The sequence below is a fragment of the Mesorhizobium sp. M0663 genome (assembly GCF_040320585.1).
In the GTDB taxonomy this organism is placed as follows: domain Bacteria; phylum Pseudomonadota; class Alphaproteobacteria; order Rhizobiales; family Rhizobiaceae; genus Mesorhizobium.
This window is the reverse complement of record NZ_JAMYPX010000008.1, coordinates 203,424-223,624: the sequence shown is the minus strand read 5'-3', so window position 1 is coordinate 223,624 and position 20,201 is coordinate 203,424. Positions and strand designations below refer to the sequence as shown.

18 protein-coding genes and 1 pseudogene are annotated in these 20,201 nt (G+C 62.3%); 8 read left to right on the top strand and 11 right to left on the bottom strand.

From position 1 onward, the window contains the following. Positions 1–171: 171 nt before the first annotated feature. Positions 172–483, bottom strand: a complete 312-nt coding sequence (locus tag NKI54_RS17545) for a DUF2293 domain-containing protein (protein WP_023676798.1) — start codon at positions 481–483, stop codon at positions 172–174. Further along, positions 480–1,040, bottom strand: coding sequence for a tRNA (N6-threonylcarbamoyladenosine(37)-N6)-methyltransferase TrmO (tsaA, locus tag NKI54_RS17540; RefSeq protein ID WP_502898227.1), 561 nt, complete (start codon positions 1,038–1,040; stop codon positions 480–482). The genes NKI54_RS17545 and tsaA overlap by 4 nt, the downstream gene beginning before the upstream one ends. Before the next feature lie 123 nt (positions 1,041–1,163). Here tsaA and NKI54_RS17535 point away from each other — a divergent pair, with 123 nt between their 5' ends. The 4 genes from NKI54_RS17535 to NKI54_RS17520 all read left to right on the top strand — a co-directional run bounded on the left by NKI54_RS17535 (position 1,164) and on the right by NKI54_RS17520 (position 4,835). Continuing rightward, positions 1,164–2,186 carry an ArsR/SmtB family transcription factor gene (locus NKI54_RS17535; RefSeq protein WP_352692065.1) on the top strand — a complete coding sequence of 341 codons (1,023 nt, stop codon included), beginning with the start codon at positions 1,164–1,166 and terminating at the stop codon, positions 2,184–2,186. Next, positions 2,186–3,103: a methylenetetrahydrofolate reductase [NAD(P)H] gene (metF, locus tag NKI54_RS17530; protein ID WP_023676795.1), complete on the top strand. Its 918-nt coding sequence runs from the start codon at positions 2,186–2,188 to the stop codon at positions 3,101–3,103. Before NKI54_RS17535 ends, metF begins: the two co-directional genes overlap by 1 nt. A 604-nt stretch (positions 3,104–3,707) precedes the next feature. Next, complete coding sequence (locus NKI54_RS17525) at positions 3,708–4,145, top strand: MbcA/ParS/Xre antitoxin family protein (RefSeq protein ID WP_023676794.1); 438 nt, start codon at positions 3,708–3,710, stop codon at positions 4,143–4,145. Beyond that, the gene (locus tag NKI54_RS17520) at positions 4,146–4,835 is read left to right on the top strand and encodes an RES family NAD+ phosphorylase (RefSeq protein ID WP_352570502.1); all 690 of its coding nucleotides are present in this window, start codon (positions 4,146–4,148) and stop codon (positions 4,833–4,835) included. 35 nt (positions 4,836–4,870) lie between these two features. Here the strand turns inward: NKI54_RS17520 and NKI54_RS17515 are convergent, their stop codons facing one another. After that, positions 4,871–5,788, bottom strand: a complete 918-nt coding sequence (locus tag NKI54_RS17515) for a DMT family transporter (protein ID WP_352692062.1) — start codon at positions 5,786–5,788, stop codon at positions 4,871–4,873. A 225-nt stretch (positions 5,789–6,013) separates the two neighbouring features. Between NKI54_RS17515 and NKI54_RS17510 the strand changes: the two genes are divergently transcribed. Further along, positions 6,014–7,234 (top strand): alanine racemase, encoded by a 1,221-nt coding sequence (locus NKI54_RS17510; RefSeq protein ID WP_352456188.1) that lies wholly within the window; start codon positions 6,014–6,016, stop codon positions 7,232–7,234. Between the two features lie 164 nt (positions 7,235–7,398). On the opposite strand, the gene NKI54_RS17505 is transcribed toward NKI54_RS17510, so the two are convergent. Next, positions 7,399–8,130, bottom strand: coding sequence for an SDR family oxidoreductase (locus NKI54_RS17505; protein WP_352692060.1), 732 nt, complete (start codon positions 8,128–8,130; stop codon positions 7,399–7,401). Between the two features lie 123 nt (positions 8,131–8,253). Between NKI54_RS17505 and NKI54_RS17500 the strand changes: the two genes are divergently transcribed. Then, positions 8,254–9,147: a LysR family transcriptional regulator gene (locus tag NKI54_RS17500; RefSeq protein ID WP_352692058.1), complete on the top strand. Its 894-nt coding sequence runs from the start codon at positions 8,254–8,256 to the stop codon at positions 9,145–9,147. A gap of 150 nt (positions 9,148–9,297) precedes the next feature. Here NKI54_RS17500 and NKI54_RS17495 read toward each other — a convergent pair whose 3' ends face one another. Next, a complete protein-coding gene (locus NKI54_RS17495; protein ID WP_352465171.1) occupies positions 9,298–10,470 on the bottom strand; it encodes a lytic murein transglycosylase in 1,173 nt (390 codons plus the stop codon). A gap of 80 nt (positions 10,471–10,550) precedes the next feature. Further along, positions 10,551–11,348: a glycoside hydrolase family 25 protein gene (locus NKI54_RS17490; protein WP_023676787.1), complete on the bottom strand. Its 798-nt coding sequence runs from the start codon at positions 11,346–11,348 to the stop codon at positions 10,551–10,553. Between the two features lie 406 nt (positions 11,349–11,754). On the opposite strand from NKI54_RS17490, the gene NKI54_RS17485 reads away from it, so the two are divergent. Next, a complete protein-coding gene (locus NKI54_RS17485; protein ID WP_352692056.1) occupies positions 11,755–13,134 on the top strand; it encodes a serine hydrolase domain-containing protein in 1,380 nt (459 codons plus the stop codon). Positions 13,135–13,158: 24 nt separating this feature from the next. On the opposite strand, the gene NKI54_RS17480 is transcribed toward NKI54_RS17485, so the two are convergent. The 5 genes and pseudogenes from NKI54_RS17480 to NKI54_RS17460 all read right to left on the bottom strand — a co-directional run bounded on the left by NKI54_RS17480 (position 13,159) and on the right by NKI54_RS17460 (position 19,780). Continuing rightward, positions 13,159–13,467 carry a HigA family addiction module antitoxin gene (locus NKI54_RS17480; RefSeq protein WP_023676785.1) on the bottom strand — a complete coding sequence of 103 codons (309 nt, stop codon included), beginning with the start codon at positions 13,465–13,467 and terminating at the stop codon, positions 13,159–13,161. Between the two features lie 22 nt (positions 13,468–13,489). Beyond that, positions 13,490–13,777: pseudogene (locus NKI54_RS17475) on the bottom strand (type II toxin-antitoxin system RelE/ParE family toxin); the annotation flags it as partial. A gap of 135 nt (positions 13,778–13,912) precedes the next feature. After that, positions 13,913–14,578 (bottom strand): class I SAM-dependent methyltransferase, encoded by a 666-nt coding sequence (locus NKI54_RS17470; RefSeq protein WP_023676783.1) that lies wholly within the window; start codon positions 14,576–14,578, stop codon positions 13,913–13,915. Further along, the gene (locus NKI54_RS17465) at positions 14,575–15,822 is read right to left on the bottom strand and encodes a BtaA family protein (RefSeq protein WP_023676782.1); all 1,248 of its coding nucleotides are present in this window, start codon (positions 15,820–15,822) and stop codon (positions 14,575–14,577) included. Before NKI54_RS17465 ends, NKI54_RS17470 begins: the two co-directional genes overlap by 4 nt. An 82-nt stretch (positions 15,823–15,904) precedes the next feature. Then, the gene (locus tag NKI54_RS17460; protein ID WP_352692054.1) at positions 15,905–19,780 is read right to left on the bottom strand and encodes a hydantoinase B/oxoprolinase family protein; all 3,876 of its coding nucleotides are present in this window, start codon (positions 19,778–19,780) and stop codon (positions 15,905–15,907) included. A 181-nt stretch (positions 19,781–19,961) separates the two neighbouring features. On the opposite strand from NKI54_RS17460, the gene NKI54_RS17455 reads away from it, so the two are divergent. Then, complete coding sequence (locus tag NKI54_RS17455; protein WP_023676780.1) at positions 19,962–20,168, top strand: hypothetical protein; 207 nt, start codon at positions 19,962–19,964, stop codon at positions 20,166–20,168. The last annotated feature ends 33 nt before the right edge of the window (positions 20,169–20,201 follow it).

Below are 20,201 nucleotides of genomic sequence, written 5' to 3'. Positions count from 1 at the left end.
CGGCCATCTCCCCCTCAAGGGGGGAGATTGGGTATCTTGTCTGCTTCCGCCAATCACCAACGTTGCAGGATTGGCGGCTAGGGCGAAGCTGCTGATCTCCCCCTGGAGGGGGAGATGGCCGGCAGGCCAGAGGGGGGCGCCGTAGAACTCGACGCGTGTGCCTGCCATTCTCTACGCCTCATCCTCATCGTCGAGCAGCCGGGTGGCGCGCCAGCGGGTCAGCACGATGTTGGTCTGTTCGATGACGAAGAAGCGCGCGGAATCGCGGTCATAGCCTTCGGCCAGCAGCTTTTCGTAGTCGGTGTGGGCGTGGCGAATATGCGCAATCGTCGCCAGCCATACGGCAATGCTCGGCGGCAAGCTCTTCATGTGCACGGCGCCGGCATCGGCACGGATATTTTCCATGTCGGCATAGGGCGCCAGCGGCAGGAGCGCTGTCAGCGCCTTGGCGATAGCGCGGCGGCGGCCGGTCGGCGCGCTCACTGCTCATCCCATCTGGGGGGCTCGCCCGATCTGGACGACTCGTCCCGCCCGGACATGGTCGCCTCGGCGAAGGCATCGGTCGAGGCGAAATAAGGCTTGATGTCGATGACCGGCGTGCCGTCGAGCACGTCGATGGCATCGAGATCGACGCGGCCGGTGTCGATGTCGACGCCAACCAGCCTGGCGACATGCAGCCCAATTGGGTTCGGCCGGGCAGGGGAGCGCAGCGAAAAGACGCCTTTCGGCTCCGTGGCATGGCGGGGTTTCTGGACAATCAGTTGCCGCGGTGCATGGTGCAGCCAGGACAGGACGATCACGTGGCTGGCGCGTTCCAGCCCAAGCAAGCCATCACGATAAGGCGGGTTGATGACCAAGTGCGCCGGCTGTCCCGTCTCCCGCGCCGCCTTCATGTTCTTGGGGCAAGTTTCCCGTGTCGTCCAAGGCGAAGCGATACGGCCGATGAAGACGACATTGCCATCCGGCGGCATCGTTGCCGGGTCGGTTTCCAGAAGCTTTTCGCCGCTGCGCGTTTCGAACATAGTTCTCGCCCCGATCATGCGTCCGTTTTGCGCGATCCGCCACGCATGCGTCATTTTCTTGTCCGGAAGCGACATAGCGCTTGCAAGCCTATCCAAACCGACATAAACATATGTTTATATCTTTTCAAAGAGAATGCTCGCATGCATGTCGCTCTCGACACGATGGTAGATACATTGAAGGCGGCGGCGGAATCCAGCCGGCTGCGCATATTGGCGCTGCTGTCGCGCGGCGATCTGACCGTTTCAGATCTCACCGAAATCCTCAGCCAGTCGCAGCCGCGCGTCTCGCGCCATTTGAAATTGCTGCTGGAGGCCGGGCTGATCGGCCGCTACCAGGAGGGCTCGTGGGCGTTCTTCCGGCTATCGGATTCCGACGCGTCGCGCGATTTCGTGCTCAGGCTGGTCTCCGGCATCCGCGGCGCCGATCCGCAGGTCGAGCGTGATCTCGAACGGCTGGCCGCGGTCAAGCGCAAGCGGCAGGACCGGGCTGCCGAATATTTCTCGGTAAACGCCGCAAGCTGGGACCATATCCGCTCGCTGCATGTGCCGGATCGCGCGGTCGAAGCAGCCCTCATCAAGCTCGTCGGCAAGCGGCCGTTTCAGTCGATGCTCGATCTCGGCACCGGCACCGGACGGCTGCTCGAGATCTTTTCGCCGCTCTATCGGCGCGGTGTCGGCATCGACATGTCGCGCGAGATGCTGACGGTGGCGCGCGCCAATCTCGACAAGGCCGGCGTTTCGAATGCGCAAGTGCGCCAGGGCGACATTTTTGCGCCACCGGTCGAACGCGACGCCTTTGATCTCGTTACCATCCATCAGGTGCTGCATTATCTCGACGATCCCGCCCGCGCCATCCGCGAGGCGGCGCGTCTGTTGCGCCCGGCCGGCCGGCTGGTGATCGTCGATTTCGCGCCGCACGCGCTGGAGTTCTTGCGCGAGGAGCACGCGCATATGCGTCTCGGCTTTTCCGACCGGCAGATTGGCGACTGGTTTTCCGAGGCCGGCCTCGACCTCGAGGACAGCCAGGAATTCGAGCCGCGCGGCGGCAACGAGGCCAAGCTCACCGTCAAACTCTGGCTCGGCCGCGATCGGCGCATGCTGATTGCCGAGCCTTCCAACGACAGACAACCGGCCAATGCGTATCCGATAGGGGAAACCGCCTGATGAACCAGTTCCGCTTCTCCCGCCGCCCCGACATCGGCGACAAGGTCAGGGTTTCGTTCGAGTTCTTTCCGCCGAAAAACGATGAGATGGAAGCAAGGCTGTGGGACACGGTCACCCGGCTTGAGCCGCTCAAGCCGAAATTCGTCTCGGTCACCTATGGCGCCGGTGGTTCGACCCGCGAGCGGACGGCCCGCACCGTCAAGCGCATCCTCAATGAAACGACGTTGACGCCGGCGGCGCACATGACCTGTGTCGATGCGGCGCGTCACGAGGTCGATGCGGTGATCCGGGAGTTCGCCGATATGGGCGTCAAGCGTTTCGTCGCTCTGCGCGGCGATCCGGCCGAGGGCGTCGGCGCGGCTTACCGGCCGCATCCGGAAGGCTATGCCAATGGCGCCGAACTGGTTGATGCGCTGAAGGGCGCCGGCGATTTCGACATATCGGTCTCGGCCTATCCGGAAAAACATCCGGAAAGCCCGGATTTCGCCACCGATTTCGACATGCTGAAGCGCAAGGCCGACAATGGAGCGACGCGGGCGATCACCCAGTTCTTCTTCGACAACGATCTCTATGAGCGCTATGTCGAGCGGGCACGGCGGGCCGGCATCTACATACCGATCGTGCCGGGCATATTGCCGGTGCACAATTTCACCCAGGTCGCCAACTTCTCGGCGCGGTGCGGCGCCTTGGTGCCGGCATGGCTGGCCGAGCGTTTCGATGGGCTGCAGAACGATCCGCAAACGCATGCGCTGGTGGCATCTGCCGTGGCCGCCGAGCAGGTGCTGGACCTTGTCGAGCGCGGCGTCGGCGATTTCCACTTCTATACGATGAACCGGGCCGATCTGGTCTTCGCCATCTGCCACATGATAGGCATCAGGTCGCATGAAGTCGAGGCGGCGGGATCAGCCGCGGCGTAAGGCGGCAGGCACCTTTTTGAAATGTCAAAGATCGGGGGAATGCAAAAGGCCGGGCAAAACGCCCGGCCTTTCAAATGGTTTGGACTATTCGGTGCTGGTCTTCCCCCGCTCAGCGGCTTTATGGAAGGACGCCCATAATGAGGGCGCCGATGAATGCAAACGCAGCACAAATCATCAATGCGTTGATCGGCCTCGTCAGTCCCATGTCATAGCCTCCTCTTAAAGAGCTATGGCGAGAGTCTAGGGTCATTTGTGCCACAGGCAAGCAGAAACTTTGCTGCAATGCGACGAGATTGTGGAATTTGCGACCTGCCGTTTGCCGTTAGGCATTGAAACTCTTTGTCAAAAGCCGGCTCGGGACCTGTGAATAATTTGTGGCAAAGCCGTGGCAGCAACGAGAATGGCAGCGCTACCGCAGCAGAAATCGGAATCGATTTTCGGAACGACTGAAGATTCGACGCGTCCTTTGCGCATCCAACCGGATGCTGCACGCTATACGCACCCTATACGAATGCGGTGGGCAATCGGCAGCGTTGTGAGATAGCCAGGACTTGAATTTTCTGCCAATTGGCAGTATATTGACTGCCAAGTGATGGAGGTCGGAATGAGTGTCGCTTATGCGGTTCGCGATCCTGCAAATCAGGCTTTGCCGGCAAATCTGGCGGATGCCTCGGCACGGGCGCGGCTCACGCCAGCGGCTGTTGCCGGCATCGTCAGGCTCGCAGACATCTGGCATCTGACCAGCACCGAGATCTGTACCTTGATCGGCGACGTGTCGGAGAGAACCTGGTTCCGCATGAAGAAAGGCGAGTGGGAGGGCGTTCTCTCCCAGGATTCGCTGACACGCATCAGCGCCCTGATCGGCATCTTCAAGGGACTGCGGCTTCTGTTCTCCGAAGCGCTTGCCGATGAATGGGTGCGGTTGCCGAACAAAGGGCCTCTTTATGGTGGCCGGCGCCCCCTGGACGTTATGATCGAGGGCGGCATTCCGAAGCTGCTGCAGGTTCGCCAACATATCGACGCTTTGCGCGGTGGACTTTGAATGCAGATCCCGCCGCGCGCTGACATTTCCCAGCGCGACACGATCCGGCTGATTTCGACAGGCAGGCTCAAGGAACCGGTCCTGATGCCATTGGCCAGGAATCATGGAGATTTGGAGGACCTTGCGGAGCTCGAAGGAGCCACCAGCGGCCGCCTTCAGGCGCAGCAAGGGGGATTGCCCGACCTCGATCCGCGCGAACTGGTTTTCGGGAGGCCGGGCTACACCTTCATCAATGCGGCGTTCGCTTACACCCGTCCGGGCGGCAATCGTTTCAACGATGATGCCAGGGGCGTCTGGTACTGTGGGTTCGATGCGGAAACCGCGCTCGGCGAGGTCTCGTTTCATCTGACGCGCGAGCTTGCCGCGATCGAACGGTTCGAAAACGTCACCGACTACGCGGAGCTCGTTGCCGACTTCATAGGCTCGTTTCACGATCTGCGCGGTGCTGAGTTCAGCAAGGACCCGGTGCTCGATCCGGATACCGCCTTAGCCTATCCTGCCGGTCAGGCGCTGGCGAAGCAACTTCGCAAGCAAGACGCCGCGACCGGTTTTGTGTATCCTTCCGTGAGACATGTCGGCGGGACCTGCCTTGCCGCCTTCCTTCCCGATCTCGTTCAGAATCTCCGGCAAGGCGGTATCTGGCGTCTGGAATGGCAGGGTTCATCTGTTCCCGCGATCACGCCCATATAGCGCACGATCGGAGCGACAACTTCGCTGCGCCATCTCTAACGCCGCCCGAACAGGCGACCGTCGATGGTGACGAGGCCGAGGGCGATCAGCGCCATGCCGCCGAGTTCGAACAGTTCGAGCCGCTCGCCCAGGAACAGGAAGCCGAGCAGGATGGCACTGGCCGGCACGATGAGCGTGACCAGCGAGGCGTTGGTGGCGCCGGTCGAGGCGACGAGATTGAAATAGAGGATGTAGGCGAAGGCCGTCGACAGCAGCGCCAGTGCCAGCACCGCCGCCCAGACCGGCGGCGAGGCCGAAAACAGATTGGCGGCATCATAGGTGAACAGAACGACCGGGATCATGATGATGGTCGAGCAGGTCAATTGTCCGGCGGCAATGACCGGTGACGGCACGCCCTTGAGGCGGCGGGCAATCATCAGTGCAGCCGCATAGGATAGCGACGCTCCGATGAGCGCGAGTTTCGCCCAGACCGGACCGCCGAGCCCGGCGACGAGGCCGGGGCCGATCATCACCGCCGTTCCCGCGATACCAAGGGCGATGCCGGCAAGCTTGTTCCACGACAGCTTTTCGTCGCTGGTCAGGGCGTTGGCGAGGATCAGCGTCCAGAACGGCGTCGTCGAATTGAGCACCGAGGCGACACCGGCGCCAAGCTCGGTCTGGCCGGCAAAGATCAGCGAGAAAGGAATGACATTGTTGGCGAGCGCCAGCAGGAAGAACAGGCCGGCATGCGGCAAGGCGAGGCGAAACGACGGGCCGCGGACCGCAAGATAGAGCTGCAACGCGATCGCAGCGATGGTGACGCGGAACAGCACCAGCACCAGCGGCGGAAGTTCCGCCACCGCAATGCGGGCAAAGAAGAACGAACCGCCCCAGACGGCGCCGAGCAGCAGAAGCTGCGCCCAGTCCTTGAGCACCATCGGACCGCGCATCGTGGTGGTGGCAGCTATCGCCATTGGTCGTCCTCCCAGACGAGATGCCTTGCTCTTCAGGCGTCTGTTCACGCCATACCCGATCCGGCCGCAAGGGCCACCCGAAACCTGAGCGATGGCCTAGCTCGCTCATAACCGGCCTGCAGCACCGGCGTAGCGCCGCGAAGCCAGGGCGGCGAGACATAGAATTGTTTTCATTAGCCGCTAGCTTGGATTAATTGTGCGCAGCCTCAGTCAAGGGATTCGTCCATGCAGCGATTCGAAAATGCCCGCGAGGCAGCGCTGGCGCTTCGCCCGGACGATCCGATCTATTGCTTCCGCCCGCAGGTGCTGAAGGCGGACGCCAAACAGTTCATGGGCATGTTTCCCGGCAAGACCGCCTATGCGGTCAAGACCAATGGCGAGCGGATCGTGCTCAACGCCCTGGTCGAGGCCGGCGTCGGTGCCTTCGATGTGGCCTCGCCCGGCGAATTCGCCGCCGTGCGCGCCGTCTCGCCGGACGCCGAGATGCTCTACATGCACCCGGTGAAGGCGCAGTCGGACATCAGGCTGGCGCTGGAAAAATACGCCATCCGCGTCATTTCGCTCGACCATGAGGACGAGGTCACCAAGCTGACCAGGGTGGTGCGGGCGCTCGACATCGATCCGGGCGCCATCACCGTGTTCGTGCGCATCCAGACGAAAGGCTCGGCGGCCTACGAACTGTCGAAGAAGTTCGGCGCCGGACCGGCCAATGCGGTCGAACTGGCCGAACGGCTGAACCGGACGGGCTACAAGGTCGGGCTGTGCTTTCACGTCGGCAGCCAGATCGAGGATCCCGACACCTATGAGCGGGCGCTGGCCTCCGCCGACTGGGTGCGCAACCGCGTCGGCTTCGACATTGCCGGGCTCGATGTCGGCGGCGGCTTTCCCGCCGAATACGGCCATGATCCGAACAGCCGCAAGCCGGAAATGCCGTCGCTCGGCCAGATCATGTCGCGGCTGTCGGGCGACCTCCAGGAGTACCAGTTCGACCAGATGCCGCTGGTGGCCGAGCCGGGCCGGGTGATCGTGGCGCGCTGCCTGTCGCTGATCGTGCGCGTGCTGCTGCGCAAGGGCAAAAGGCTCTACATCAATGACGGCATCTGGGCGTCGCTGTCGGATTCATGGACCGGCAAGATCACGCTGCCGGCGCGCTTCATCCCCGATCCGGCGATCCGCTCGCGCAATGGCGAGGACAAGACCATCGTGCCGTTCAAGGTCTGCGGCGCGACCTGCGATTCCGTCGATATATTGTCGCGGCCGTTCTGGCTGCCCGAAACCGTCGATACCGGCGATTGGATCGAGATCGGCCATATCGGCGCCTATTCGCTGTCGCTCCGAACACGGTTCAACGGCTTCTATCCCGACACTTTCGTCGAGGTGGCAACGCCATTCGACGAAGGCGATGCGCCGCAGGGGTTTGCCAGCCTGGAGACGATGGCGGATTAGTGAATGGTGAATAAGTGAAATAATGAAATAATGAAATAGTGAAATAGTGAATAGTGAATAGTGAATAGTGAATAGTGAATAGTGAATAGAAGTAGTTCTTGCGTTCCGTCCGCTTCGGTGAATTGTCACCATTCACCATTCACCATTCACCATTCACCATTCAGTCAGGCCACGCCACCGCCAGCCTGGATGTTCTCGCCGGTTAGCCAGCGAGCTTCGTCGGAAGCCAGGTAAACCGCGACATCGGCGACGTCGCGCGGCGCTCCGATCCGGCCGAAGGGCGACATGCCGGCGGCCACGGCGCGGTCCCGTTCGGGAAGCAGGTCGGTGTCGGTGAAGCCTGGTGAAAGCGCATTCACGGTAACGGAGCGCGGGCCGACTTCGCGCGAGAGGACGCGGACGAACTGCTCGACGGCTCCCTTGCTGCCGAGATAGAGCGCCGTCTGCGTGAAGAACATCCTGGTTCCACCGGTGGAGACGGCAATGATGCGGCCACCGTCGCGAACGCGGCGCGCCGCCTCCTGAAGCGTGAAGAAGGTGCCCTTGGCATTGGTGCCGAACACATGATCGAAGTCCGCTTCGGTGGCCTCGACGAGCGGCTTAATGACGGCGACGCCGACATTGGCGACGACGATGTCAATCGGCCCCATCTGCCGTTCGGTTTCGTCGAACAGCCTGCGAATGTCGGGGATGCTGTAGACGTCCGCTTGGATGGCGACGGCCTTTCCGCCAATCCCTTCAATGGCGGCAACCACTTCCCTGGCTGCTTTCTCGTTGCCCACATAGTTGACGACCACGGCAGCACCCTTGGCCGCGAGCCCCTCGGCGATGGCGCGCCCGATGCCGCGCGAGCTGCCGGTCACAAGTGCGGTTTTGCCTTCGAGTGGACGATGCATGGCTGTTCCTTCCGTCTGATTACGGCCGCCTCGATCGAGCGGCGTTCCAGGGAAAGCTATGGGCATGCTATTGCTCAGAGAATAGCCTATTATCTTACTGACTTGTTAAGCCTGGGGTACATAATGCGCGGAACCGAGTTTTCCGAACTCACGGCATTTGCAGCAATCATCGAAGAGGGCAGCTTCGTCCGCGCCGCGGCCAAACTCAGGATTTCGCCTCCAGCACTCAGCCAGACGATACGTGGGCTGGAAGAGCGTCTCGGTGTCCGCCTGCTAAACCGCACCACGCGCAGCATGTCGCCGACGGCTGAGGGCGAGAAGCTGTTTGCCCGCATCGCACCGGCGTTCAGCGAACTGGAAGGGGCCGTCGCCGACGCGCATGCATCACGCGGCCGGCCGGCAGGCTCGCTGCGCATCAATGTTCCGCGCATCGCCGCCACGCGTTTCATCGCGCCGATCCTCGGCGATTTCCGCCGCGCCTATCCCGATATCGCCCTCACAATCATTGTCGACGACATGCTCACCGACATCGTCGAGGGCCGCTTCGATGCCGGAATCAGATTGGGTGAGCGGCTGCACAAGGACATGGTGGCGGTGAAACTCAGCGAGGAACTCGAGATGGCCGCAGTGGCGGCGCCGAGCTATCTGGAGCATCACCCGATACCGCGTCACCCCGCGGACCTTCATCACCACCAGTGCATCAATTTCCAGTGGCCGAGCGGCGGCAACATCTACCGGTGGGAGTTCGCCCGAGGCCAACGTGCTTTGGAAGTGGCCGTCAGCGGCGGCCTGACGGTCAACGATACGGAACTGATGATCGGGGCGGTTCTGGATGGGGTCGGCGTGGCGTACATGCTGGAATATCAGGTCCGGCCATGGATCGAAGCGGGAAAGCTCGTCCGCTTTCTCGACGCCTGGTCGCCGAGATTTCCGGGTTTTTATCTATATCACGCGAGTTCCCGCCAGGTTCCGGCGCCGTTGCGAGCGTTCATCGATTTCCTGCTTGCCAGGCGGTGATGTGAATAGTGAATAGTGAATAGTGAATAGTGAATAGTGAATAGTGAATAGTGAATAGTGAATAGTGAATAGTGGTAGCTCTGGTGCTCAATGCGGCTCCGGTGCTATTCTTTTCACCATTCACCATTCACCATTCACCATTCACCACCTTCACAGCCTGGCCAGCAGCTCCGGCGTCGGCCAGCCGTCGACCGGCAGGCCCAGCCGCTTCTGCTCCTTGCGGATCGCTTCGCGGGTGTTGGTGCCCAGTATGCCGTCGACGGTGCCGACGTCATAGCCTTTCGCCTCGAGCTTGGTCTGCAGCGCCTTCATCTGGTCGCCGTTGAGGCCGGGTTCGGGGTTGCGCGGATCGAATCGCGGCGCGCCCCCCAGCCGGGCGGCAAGATTTGCCGCGGTCAGGGCATAGGTGAAGGACTGGTTCCACTCGAGATAGACGTCGAAATTGTCGTAGGTCAGGAAGGCTGGCCCCTTGCGACCCATGGGCAGCGCCAGGCCGGCCTTCAGGCCGTTGTCGAGAAGCGGCGTACCGTCGGGCCTGGTAACGCCCCACTGGCTCCATTGCGTCAACGGCAGCTTGTTGGTGCGTCCCGTCTGCTCCCACGGCAAATCGTCGGGCACACGGACTTCCTCGATCCAGGGCTGGTCGCGCTTCCAGCCGCGCGACTGGATCTTGCTGGCCGTGCTCATGATCACGTCCGGCGCGCTGCCGCGCAGGTCGACCAAGCCATCGCCGTCGCCGTCGACGCCGTGGCCGAGATAGTCGGAAGGCAACATCTGCGTCTGGCCGATCTCGCCGGCCCAGGCACCGGTCACGTCGGCCGGCACCACGCCGCGATCGATCAACATCAGCAGCGGCACGATCTGCGGCCGGAACAACTGCGGACGGCGGCAGTCATGCGAGAGGCTCACCAGCGCGTTCAGCGTATGAAAATCGCCCTGCACGGCGCCAAAATCGGTCTCCAGGGCCCAGAAAGCGGCGATGACCGGCGCCTGCACGCCGTATTCGCGATCGGCGCGGACAAAGACCTCGGCATATTTTTGCAGATTGGCCGCACCTTGCTTCAGCCGATGGGACGAGATCATACGGTTCGAGAATTCGATGAAGGTCTGGGTGAAGACGCCCTGGGCACGGTCGCGTGCCAGCGCCTTTTCATCGAGGGTGGCGTTTTCCAGCGCAGAAAGGCCGGCAGCGCCGACGCCGGCCGCCCTGGCTTCCGCCGCCACGCCCTGCTTCCATGCCTCGAAATCGCCGCCGCATTGCTGTGCCGCGGCCGGCACGGCGCTCAGGAGCAGCGCCGCGAGAAATCCAAAGCGCGATCGCATCGCCATCCTTCCGAGAAGATTACCAGCGGTTGCGGGCATCCGTCATTGGCTGTGTCGAAAAGCAGGCGGCAGGCCTGGTGTCAACGGGTGTTCTGCCGCAACCACTTCTTCCACGCGGCTTCGGAGCCGTTGAAGACGCTGATGTCGGCGTTTCCGGTCATGCCCGGCACGACGCCCGTTCCGGTATACTGCCAGAAGGTGAAGGGATGGCTGCCGTATTTCTGGCGCGGGTGGCCGGCGACGGAGCGCAGCCAGTAGGGGTAATTGCGGAAGCCCGATAAACCGTTATCTTCGAAGAAATCGACAGACGTGTAGATGATTGGCTTCTTGCCGTAGTATTTTTCGACGATTTCGAGGAACGTGCTCATCTCGCTGCGTACCGTGGCGGGATCGGGCCGCAGCTTGCAGGTCGGCGATTTCGGGTTCCATTCCATGTCGAGAACCGGCGGCATCGCCGAACCGTCTTTGGGCACGTTCTGGATGAACCAGCGCGCCTGGGTAGCGGCCGGCGTGCAAAAGTAGAAAAAATGATAGGCGGCACGGGGGATGCCCGAGGCCCTGGTGCGGCTCCAATGCTCGTTGAAAGCTTCATCGAAACGGTCTCCGCCTTCGGTTGCCTTGATAAAGGCGAAGGAGATGCCGCTGGCCCTGGCCGCCGGCCAGTTGATCGATGTCTGGTATTTGGAGACGTCGGTGCCGTGGACGGCGTAGCTCCACGGTGCGCCGCTGTCCCATTCATGCGGGTCGGAATCGGCAAAACGCGGCGCGCGTACCGCAACCATCGAGGCGCTGGACGACGACAGCGATGGCGTCAGATCCTCGACCGTCGAGCAGGCGCCAAGCAGCATCAGCGTGATGAGGACCGCGAAACGGCGCATCGCTACTTCCCGAGCCGGTTTCAGCCGGCCGCTGATGGGTCTTTCCGCGGGTGGCCCCTCGACCGGGCGCGGCGCGTTTGAAACCGACTTACGCGACGCGCCTGGATCTTCGTTTCATGCATTCCCAAACCGTTACGCAGTTTGGGACGCACGCATTCAAGCCCCGCCGGACGGTCACCCCACAGGATCGCCCGGTCTGTCCTAAGCGCGTCGCTTCGACGCGCTTAGCTCTTTTGTCTATGCATGTCGTTGTCCCAAAACCGCTGCGCACTTCTGGGCGACATGCACCTGTGATCGCCGATCATGGTTGATATTCGGTTGACGGCGCTCGACAAGAGCCGCGATTTTGCCGAAACAATGGCGGCAAATCGATGACATAGATCGAGCGCGCCCGGGGGAACTCAAAATGCAGATCCTTTTGAAGTTCGTCAAATGGCTGCTCGGCTTGGCTGTGCTGGCCGCCGCGGTACTCGCCGGCTGGCTGTATTTCGCGCCGCCGGAACTGATCCGCGTCGGTTCCGGCTATGCCGCCAAGATCGTCTGTTCGAACGTCTTCATCGCCGGGCGAGACGCCGACGATGTGCTTGCCGTCGATGTGCAGGCGCCGGGTCATCCGCTGCTGAAGCTGATGAGAGTGTCGGTCGACAAGGAGAAGGGAACGGTTTCGGCCGGCCTGTTCGGTGTGCTCGGCAAAAGTGTCGCGGTTGCGCGCGACGGGCTCGGCTGCGCCTCGGTTCCCGACGGCGATATTGCCGCCGCCAAGGCTGTCGCCGGAGCTGCACCGACGCCGGCGCCGCTGCCCGATCTGATCTGGCCGGAGGGCGACAAGGCCGATGCCTCGCAGGATCCCGAGGTCGCGAAAGTCCTCGACGATCCAGCAATGACCGGCGCCGGCATGCGGGCGGTCGTGGTGGTCAAGAACGGCCGCATCGTCGCTGAGCGTTATGGCGACGGCTTTTCCGAAAAGACGCCGCTATTGGGCTGGTCAATGACCGAGACCGTAAATGCGGCGATCGTCGGCACGCTGGTGAAGGAGGGCAAGCTGGCGATGACCAACCAGGGTCTGTTCGGTCCCTGGAAGGGAGATGGTCGCGCCGTGATCAGCCTCGCCGACATGATGGCGATGTCGAGCGGGCTGGAATTCAACGAGGATTATGGCGACGTCGCCGACGTAACGCGCATGCTCTATCTCGAACCGGACATGGCGGGCTTTGCCGGATCCAAGCCGCTGACCGGCGAGATCGGCAAGGTGTTTTCCTATTCGAGCGGCACGGCGGTGATGCTGTCCAGGCTGTGGCAGGACGCAATCGGCGACAAGGACAAGGCACTGGCGTGGCCGAGGACCGCGCTGTTCGATCCGCTCGGCATGCAGAGCGCTGTGCTTGAGGCCGACGAGCACGGCACCTTCGTCGGCTCGTCCTATCTCTATGCCACGGCATGCGACTGGGCGCGCTTCGGCCAGTTCCTGCTGCAGGGCGGCGTCTGGAACGGCCAGGAGATCCTGCCCGCCGGCTTCGTCGACTGGATGCGGGAACCGGCAACTGCCTCGAAAGTCTACGGCAAGGGGCAATTATGGATAGAAGGACCGGGCGACGAAGAAAACCCCGGCGCCGGCACTGCCGCCGGCCTGCCCAAGGACACCTATTGGATGGAGGGGCATGATGGGCAAACGGTTGCCATCATCCCCTCGGAGCAGCTGGTTGTGGTGCGGCTCGGGCTGACGCCGGCCAGGCTCGGCTATCGGCCGCAGGCGATGGTGGCGGCGCTGATCAAGGCGCTGCACTGAGGAATGCGGCGGTCGCAGTCTTGTCTATGCGACTGTCGCCAAAGGTTTGGCGCGATCAACACGCGCCCGCTCGTCGGGTGAGTTCATAACCGTCCAAAGATCATTACGGCGCTGGACGTTCAACCAGAAATCCGGGCTGTTGCCAAACACCCGCGCCAGAATGAGCGCGGTAGCCGCCGTCACGTTGCGGCGGCCGTTGCACAATTCGTTCACATGCTTGCGCTGGACGCTCATAGCTTCGGCCAAAGCCGCCTGTGTCAGGCCGAGTGGTTGCATGAATTCTTCCGTAAGAATTTCGCCAACCGTTGCTGGCTTGCGTGCGGTCATCAACATGTCTCACCTCACTTATATATAAACTGTGGTCGTCGAGATAGATGTCCGACGCCTCGCCCCGGCCCCCGTCCCAGCGGAAGACCAGCCGCCATTGTTTGTTGACACGGATCGAATGGAAGCCTTCGAGATTGCCGCGCAACTTCTCGAAATGGTTGCTGGGCGGCACACGCAAATCCTGATCGATCGCCGCGTCGTCAATCATCTGGAGCTTGCGGAACAAGCGGCTTTCGAGATCGGACGGAATATTGCGGGAGTGGGTGTCGTCCACGAAGAAAGCCCGCAGCCATCCATCTCTAAAGCCGATGATGATCCCATGCTTCCGGCGAGGAGATAATGTACCACTCCTTGGGTCATATGGCAATGTGTGATTTAGCCAATTAACTGATTTCAGCCACGGCCCTCATTTAGGATTGGAGCCCCAAAACCTTCCACGGCAAAATTGATATTAGATGGCGATCTTGCTCACGGCGAGCCAGCTGTAGCCGCGATAAAGTGTTTTGAATCGAACGCTTGCGCCAACTCTTGCAGATTCCGAATCCAGAATCGCGCGCAACGATTGACGCGGCTCGACGTGGAATTTTTTCAGCCAGCCGCGCAACAGCTTGCGGAACCAGCTGGGCAAGGCTTCCTGCTGGCCAAAATCGACGACATGCAGCGAGCCACCCGGTGACAGAGCAGCAAGAGCCGCGGATACCGTCTTTTCCCAGCCGGGGATCATCGACAGCGAATATGAGACAAAGACGCGGTCGAAACTTTCGACGCCGAACAGCGCTTTCGCGTCGAAATTCGTGGCATCGCCGCGCGCCAGCGTGACGCGGCCGGAGAGGCCTTCGCGCGCGAGGGCGGCAGTGGCCGTCTCCAGCATCTCGGCCGAAATATCGAGGCCGAAGAAGCGCGCGCCGGGATAGCGGCGGGCGGCGAGGATGATGTTGCGGCCGGTGCCGCAGCCGAGCTCGAGCACGGTGCCGCCGGCCGGCACATCCAGTCCGGCGATAAGCCGGTCGCGGCCCAGCAAATAATATTTGCGGGTCAGGTCGTAGATATGACGCTGCCAGCGGTAGACGCCGTCCATCAGTTCGGCATGGCTGGCCGGCAAGTCGGTCGTGCTCATGCGGACCGCTTCACATAGAGATGGAAGCCGCCATAGATGGCCGAGCGGTCGCGCGCCGAAAACTCGCGCGAGGCGTCGTTCTCGTAGCGCCACTGATCGAGCAGCGAATTCGAGACGCGGCCGGGCAGCAGGCTGGGTTCCGCTGCGGTGCGGAAGATGACGCGGGCGCCGGTGGAGGCGGTTCGGGTGATCTCGGCCCACAACTCGTTGAGCTGGTCGTCGGTCATCCAGTCCTGTGCATCGAGCAGCACGAAGCGATCCACCGAGCCGGCATCCTTGCGGGCAAGGAACTCGATCAGATTGGCGTGGTGGATGGCAACGCGATCGACATTGTTGCGGATCGTCTTGTAGTTGCGCTTTTCGAGATAGGCGGGCAGGGCGGCCTCGCCCGGATCAGGGTAGCGGCGGGCGAAAGCCTGCCAGGCGAAATAATTGGTCTTCAGCGGAAAATCGCAGGCGAGCTTTTCCAGTCGTGCCTTCAGCACGCTGGCCATGGTGCCGTCACCCGAGGTGATCAGCGAATCGTACTGGGCCGGCGGAATGCCGAGGCCGAACAGCGAAGCCTTTCGCGAGGTCGCCCATTTCAGCAGCGGTTTTTCGAAGACCGGCGCCAGCTCTTCGTCGAAGAAGCGGCGCTGATCGGCGATGGTCTTGGCGTCCATGATTCCGGCCGGGTCGACGCCGAAGAATTTTGCGGTGCGATGGCCGATCGCAATGAACAGGCCAAGCAGGCCGGTCTGGTAGAAATTGCGGTCGAAGACGGCGATGCGGCGACGGCCGCGCCAGTTGCGGCGCTCCCAATAATGGCGGCTGACCGGGTCGAGATGCGGTGCGATGAAGCGATCGTAGGCCTGTGAATTGTGCCCGGTCTCAGCCGCGCCGAAGAAACGGAACAGGTCGCCCTGCGACGGCAGGTGACGGACGGCTTCGAGCTTCATGCGGTTCAGCGCGATATGGGCAGCGTTGAGGTCGACGGCATCGATCCTTTCCGGCGAGCGGGTGAGATAGGCAAGGATGTTACAGCCGCCGGAGGCAATGGTGACGATGCGGTGGCCCGTCCCGAGCTGCATCGCGTCCATGTCGATTTCGGGGTCTTCCCAGATCTGCGGATAGACGAGGCCGGAGAACAGGAAGGCGAACAGGCGCTCGGAGATGCCGGCTTTCGACAGCGGGCGGTTCTGGTAGACGGCCTTGCCGACTTCCTTGCCGCGGCGAAAAACCAGGTCCCCAGAAATGTCCGTCATGGCAAGGCGATTCCCCGTTTGCTTTGCCGCAAGCGGGTAGCGCAGGGTGATGACAGGCCAGTGACAGCCTGTTGACGCGAGTTCAGGCCTTGCCAAATCCACCTGGGGTCGGCGTCGTCACGATGACCGCCTCGCCAGCGTCGAGGATGGTCTGATCGCAGGCTTTCAGCGTCTCGATCGCGCCGGTCTTGCGGCGGACCTTGGTCGAACCGGCCTCGCCATCGCCGCCTCCGTCCAGTCCCCGCGGCGGGCGGTTGCGATGCGAGGACAGGATCGCGCATTCCATTTTTTCGAGGAAGCGGATGGTGCGCCCGGTGCCGTCGCCGGCATTCCATTTGCCTTCGCCGCCGGAGCCTTCGCGGATATGAAAATCCTCGAGCAATACCGGGAAACGCAGTTCCAGCACTTCCGGATCGGTCAGGCGCGAATTGGTCATATGGGTGTGGACGCCGGAGGTGCCGGCAAAACCGCGGCCGTCGTTCATCCGGCCAGCCGGCGAGCCCGAGCAGATCGTCTCGTAATACTGGTACTGCTTGTTGCCGAAGGTGAGATTGTTCATCGTGCCTTGCGCATTGGCCATCGCGCCCATGGCGCCGAACAGCGCGTTGGTGACGTGCTGCGAGGTCTCGACGTTACCGGCGACGACTGCCGCGGGATAGGCGGGCTTCAGCATCGAGCCGTCGGGAATGACGATGTTGATCGGCCGCAGACATCCGGCATTCATCGGGATGTTGTCTTCGACCATGACGCGGAAGGCATAAAGCACAGCGGCTCGGGCGACTGGCTCTGGCGCATTGAAATTGTTCTTCATCACCGGCGACGTTCCGGTGAAGTCGACGGTCGCTTCGCGCTTCCGCCGGTCGACCGATATCTTCACCTTGATCATTTGGCCGGTGTCGGTCGGATATTCGTATTCGGAACTGTCGGGCAGCCGCTCCAGAACGCGGCGCACGCTTTCGGCGGCATTGTCCTGGACATGGCCCATATAGGCTTCGACCACATCGAGGCCGAAATGCGCGACCATCTTGCGCAGCTCGGCGACGCCCTTTTCGTTCGCGGCGATCTGCGCCTTGAGGTCGGAGATGTTCTGGTGCGGATTGCGCGCCGGGTAGGGGTGGTTGGTGAGTAGCGTCTCCAGGTCCTTCTCGCGGAACCGGCCGCGATCGACGATGCGGAAATTATCGAACAGCACGCCTTCCTCGTCGACGGTTGTGGCAAGCGGCGTCATCGAGCCGGGCGCGGTGCCGCCGATGTCGGCATGATGGCCACGCGAGGCGACGTAGAAGAGGATCTCCTCCCCCCTCGAGGGGGAGGTGGCGGCGAAGCCGCCGGAGGGGGTCGTTGCGGCAGTGCTCGACGCATTTGCGGTGCCTTCTGCGAGGACCCCACCCGGCCGCTTCGCGGCCACCCTCCCCTCAAGGGGGAGGGAAAACACCGGCGTCACCACTGTGATATCAGGCAGATGGGTGCCGCCATTGTAAGGTGCGTTCAGCGCAAAGACGTCGCCGGGGCGAATGTCGCCGGAATTGAGCCGGATGATGGTCTCCACCGAGCGGTCCATCGAGCCGAGATGCACCGGCATATGCGGTGCGTTGGCGACCAGCGCGCCATTCCGGTCGAAGACGGCGCAGGAGAAATCGAGCCGCTCCTTGATGTTGACGGAATAGGCAGTGTTTTGCAGCGTTACGCCCATCTGTTCGGCGATCGACATGAACAGGTTGTTGAAGACCTCCAGCATCACCGGATCGGCTTCGGTGCCGAGTGCGGCCTGTCGGCGCTTCTTCTCGACGCGCCGCATCAATACGTGGTCCTTGGCGGTGATCTCGGCCTGCCAGCCCGGCTCGACGACAATGGTCTGGTTCGGCTCGATGATCAAAGCAGGGCCGGCGATCTTGTTACCAGGCTTCAGCGTTTCGCGAGGGAAGATGCCGGCGTCGCGCCAGACGCCGTCGACAAAGATTTTCCGGTTCCCGGAAGGACTTGCGGCCATGTCTTCAACAACTGAATCGCTTTCGTCGCGGCCGGTGCCGCCGGTATCGGTACCCTCGACGCCGACCGATTCGACGATCATCGGCTTGTCGTCGTAGACGAAACCGAACTGCGCCTTGTGCGCCAGTTCGAAGTCCGCCTTGGCCTGCGCAATCGAGCCGTGCCCGAAGTTCAGAGGCAGCGCGGTATCGGTGCCGTCGTAGCGGATCTGCAGCACCGGTCTCGAGGCGACCGCGTCTTCGCTGATGCCTTGCGCGGCGAGTTCGTCGATGACGGCTTTGCGCAGCGTTGCGATGAGTTCATCGATCGCTGGCCCGGAATTGTCCGCCAGCGGCTTCAGCAGCGCCTGCTGGCGTGACGCAAATACAGAGGATAGGCCGATGCCGTATGCCGAGAGCAGGCCTGAGAAGGGATGGATCAGCACCGCCTCCATGCCGAGCGCATCGGCGACCAGGCAAGCGTGCTGGCCGCCGGCGCCGCCGAAGCAGTTCAGGAGGTATTCGGTGACATCGTAGCCGCGCTGCACCGAAATCTTCTTGATGGCGTTGGCCATGTTTTCGACGGCGATGGTGATGAACCCTTCGGCGACGGTTTCCGGCGAGCGGCCGTCGCCGATCTCGGCGGCAAGTGCGGTGAATTTTTCGCGAACCGTCTGGACGTCGAGCGGTTCGTCCTGGCCCGGTCCAAAAATAGCCGGGAAGAACTCGGGCTGCAGCTTGCCCAGCATGACATTGGCGTCAGTGACGGCCAACGGGCCGCCGCGCCTATAGGCGGCCGGGCCGGGATTGGCGCCGGCCGAATCCGGCCCGGCGCGAAAGCGGCCGGCCTCGTAATGGAGGATCGAGCCGCCGCCTGCAGCAACGGTGTGGATGCGCATCATCGGCGCGCGGATGCGCACGCCGGCGACCTCGGTGTCGAAGGCGCGCTCGTAGTCACCATCGTAATGGGCGACATCGGTGGAGGTGCCGCCCATGTCGAAGCCTATGACTTTGCCGAAACCGGCGAGTTTTGCCGTCTCGACCATGCCGACGACACCGCCGGCCGGGCCGGACAACAGCGCATCCTTGCCCTGGAACATGTCGGCGGCGGTGAGGCCGCCCGACGACATCATGAACATGAGGCGAGGGCTTTCCCTCCCACTTGAGGGGAGGGTGGCGGCGAAGCCGCCGGGTGGGGTCGGCTCGACTGGGTTCGACACTCTGGCGGTGCCTTCTGAGATGACCCCCTCTGGCTGCTGCGCAGCCATCTCCCCCACAAGGGGGGAGATTGGCGCGGCACCCAGTTCCGCCGCAACCCTTTGCACATACCTTGCCAGGATCGGCGACAGATAGGCGTCGACCACCGTGGTGTCGCCACGGCCGACCAGCTTGATCAGCGGCGAGACCTCGTGACTGACCGAGACCTGCGAGAATCCGAGCTTTCGACAGACTTTGGCGACCGCCTTTTCGTGCTCGGGATGTTTCCAGGCATGCATGAAGACGATCGCGACCGCATCGATGCCATCCGCCTTGGCTTGCTCAATAGCCGGGCGTACCGAAGCAATGTCGAGCAGGCGCTCGACACTGCCGTCGGCGCGAACCCTTTCGTCGATCTCGACGACACGCTCATAGAGCTGTTCGGGAAGGATGATCTGCTTGGCAAAGATATCGGGCCTGGCCTGATAGGCAATCCTCAGCGCATCGCGGAAGCCTTTGGTGATGAGCAGCAGCACACGGTCGCCCTTGCGCTCGAGAAGGGCATTGGTGGCAACCGTGGTGCCCATCTTGACATCGCCGATCAGAGCGGAGGGGATTGGAGCGCCGGGTTGGACGCCGAGCAGCTCGCGAATGCCCTGGATGGCAGCGTCGGCATAGGCTTCGGGATTCTCGGACAGCAGCTTGCGCGGGTTGAGCGCGCCTTCCGGGTCCCGACCGATGACGTCGGTGAAGGTGCCGCCACGGTCGATCCAGAAATCCCATTTTGCGGTCATGGCAGTGGCTCCCGGGATTTTCCCTGTTCGATCTGTTAGCTCGCGAGGCCCTGACCGGCAATCGTCAAGTGATTGGAATATGTTACAGGCAGAAATGCAACGTTACGAAACTCATGCGCAGCTTACGCATTGTGTCCTCGACCGCCGCCGGTAACGGAGGCGTGATTAGAGGAGAGATATCATGAAGAAACTCATTCTTGCGTCGGTGTCGGCGCTTGCGTTGCTTGGCCTTGCCGCCTGCAGCAACAGCGGCACCGACAACACCACGACGCAGAGCACCAACCCGCCGGCATCCGACCAGACGATGAAGCCGGCTGCTCCTGACGCCAACAAGCCTGCCGAGCCGGCTCCGGCTCCGGCGCCTGCGCCGGCTGCTCCGGCTCAGTAGTCAATGTGACAACCAAGGAAAGGCTGGCCTCAT

Coding starts and splice junctions, on each gene's coding strand:
- tsaA (WP_502898227.1), bottom strand. CDS start 1,040: ATGATCGGGGCGAGAACTATGTTCGAAACGCGCAGCGGCGAAAAGCTT.
- NKI54_RS17535 (WP_352692065.1), top strand. CDS start 1,164: ATGCATGTCGCTCTCGACACGATGGTAGATACATTGAAGGCGGCGGCG.
- NKI54_RS17525 (WP_023676794.1), top strand. CDS start 3,708: ATGAGTGTCGCTTATGCGGTTCGCGATCCTGCAAATCAGGCTTTGCCG.
- NKI54_RS17490 (WP_023676787.1), bottom strand. CDS start 11,348: ATGCGCCGTTTCGCGGTCCTCATCACGCTGATGCTGCTTGGCGCCTGC.
- NKI54_RS17455 (WP_023676780.1), top strand. CDS start 19,962: ATGAAGAAACTCATTCTTGCGTCGGTGTCGGCGCTTGCGTTGCTTGGC.
- NKI54_RS17470 (WP_023676783.1), bottom strand. CDS start 14,578: ATGAGCACGACCGACTTGCCGGCCAGCCATGCCGAACTGATGGACGGC.
- NKI54_RS17515 (WP_352692062.1), bottom strand. CDS start 5,788: ATGGCGATAGCTGCCACCACCACGATGCGCGGTCCGATGGTGCTCAAG.
- NKI54_RS17465 (WP_023676782.1), bottom strand. CDS start 15,822: ATGACGGACATTTCTGGGGACCTGGTTTTTCGCCGCGGCAAGGAAGTC.
- NKI54_RS17495 (WP_352465171.1), bottom strand. CDS start 10,470: ATGCGATCGCGCTTTGGATTTCTCGCGGCGCTGCTCCTGAGCGCCGTG.
- NKI54_RS17460 (WP_352692054.1), bottom strand. CDS start 19,780: ATGACCGCAAAATGGGATTTCTGGATCGACCGTGGCGGCACCTTCACC.
- NKI54_RS17510 (WP_352456188.1), top strand. CDS start 6,014: ATGCAGCGATTCGAAAATGCCCGCGAGGCAGCGCTGGCGCTTCGCCCG.
- NKI54_RS17485 (WP_352692056.1), top strand. CDS start 11,755: ATGCAGATCCTTTTGAAGTTCGTCAAATGGCTGCTCGGCTTGGCTGTG.
- NKI54_RS17480 (WP_023676785.1), bottom strand. CDS start 13,467: ATGTTGATGACCGCACGCAAGCCAGCAACGGTTGGCGAAATTCTTACG.
- NKI54_RS17500 (WP_352692058.1), top strand. CDS start 8,254: ATGCGCGGAACCGAGTTTTCCGAACTCACGGCATTTGCAGCAATCATC.
- metF (WP_023676795.1), top strand. CDS start 2,186: ATGAACCAGTTCCGCTTCTCCCGCCGCCCCGACATCGGCGACAAGGTC.
- NKI54_RS17520 (WP_352570502.1), top strand. CDS start 4,146: ATGCAGATCCCGCCGCGCGCTGACATTTCCCAGCGCGACACGATCCGG.
- NKI54_RS17505 (WP_352692060.1), bottom strand. CDS start 8,130: ATGCATCGTCCACTCGAAGGCAAAACCGCACTTGTGACCGGCAGCTCG.